The sequence below is a fragment of the Pseudomonas sp. QS1027 genome, assembly GCF_002814235.1.
Lineage (GTDB): Bacteria > Pseudomonadota > Gammaproteobacteria > Pseudomonadales > Pseudomonadaceae > Aquipseudomonas.
Genome location: NZ_PHSU01000046.1, coordinates 1 through 977, shown reverse-complemented (window position 1 = coordinate 977; position 977 = coordinate 1). Strand labels below are relative to the sequence as shown.

At 56.9% G+C, this 977-nt stretch carries 1 pseudogene; it reads left to right on the top strand.

Going from position 1 to position 977, the window contains the following annotated elements:
- A pseudogene (locus CWE01_RS32660) lies at nt 1-977 on the top strand (IS1182 family transposase); the annotation flags it as partial.

Genomic DNA, 977 nt, shown 5'->3' with positions numbered 1-977 from the left:
AAGGCCACGCCCAAGGCGACCGGTCGCCCGGCCTACGATCCCGCCGATCTGCTCAAACTCTACCTCTACGGCTATTTCCAGCGCATCCGCTCCTCACGCCGGCTGGAAACCGAGTGCCAGCGCAATATCGAAGTCATGTGGTTGCTCAACCGCCTCAAACCGGACTTCAAAACCATCGCTGACTACCGCAAGAACAACGGCCCGGCGTTTATAGCAACCTGCCGTGCGTTTGTGCAGTTCTGCCGCCAGGCCGGATTGATCGCCGGAGAATGTGTCGCCATTGATGGCAGCAAGTTCAAGGCGGTGGCCTCTTCCCGGCGCCACTTGAGCCTCAAGCAGCTCAAGCGCCAGGAAGCGCGCCTGGACAAGCGTATTACCCAGTATCTGGCTGAGCTGGATGAGGCCGACAAGACCGAGTCGGGTGAGACGGTAAACCGCGAGGCCATCAAAAGCACACTCCAGCAGTTGCAGGCCAAACAGCTCGATAATCAGACCTGTCAGGCCCTGATGCAGGTGATGGGCATCGAGCAATTCATCACCACCGAGAGTGATGCTCGAATGATGAGAGCGCCTCAAGGCATGTGTGTTGCTTACAACGTCCAAACGGCGGTAGACGACAAGCATTGCCTGATTCTTCACCACGAGGTGACTCAGGAAGCGACTGATAATCGCTAACTTGAGCCCATGGCCAAAGCGGCCAAGGAACACCTGGATCAGAATGAACTGACCGTCACCGCGGATGCCGGTTATTCAAGTGGCGAGCAGTTTCAAGCCTGTGAAGAGGTGGGTATTACGGCTTATGTTCCCCCGAATCGGTCGAGGAACCCGCACAAGGCGACGGAGGATGTCTTCGAACGCGACGACTTCAAATACGACGCTCAAACAGATACGTTCAGTTGCCCGGCAGGCAAGCTTCTGACACTCAAGCAGCTCAACAAGGGCGAGCGGATTTACCAGGCGGCGATCAGCGATTGCAA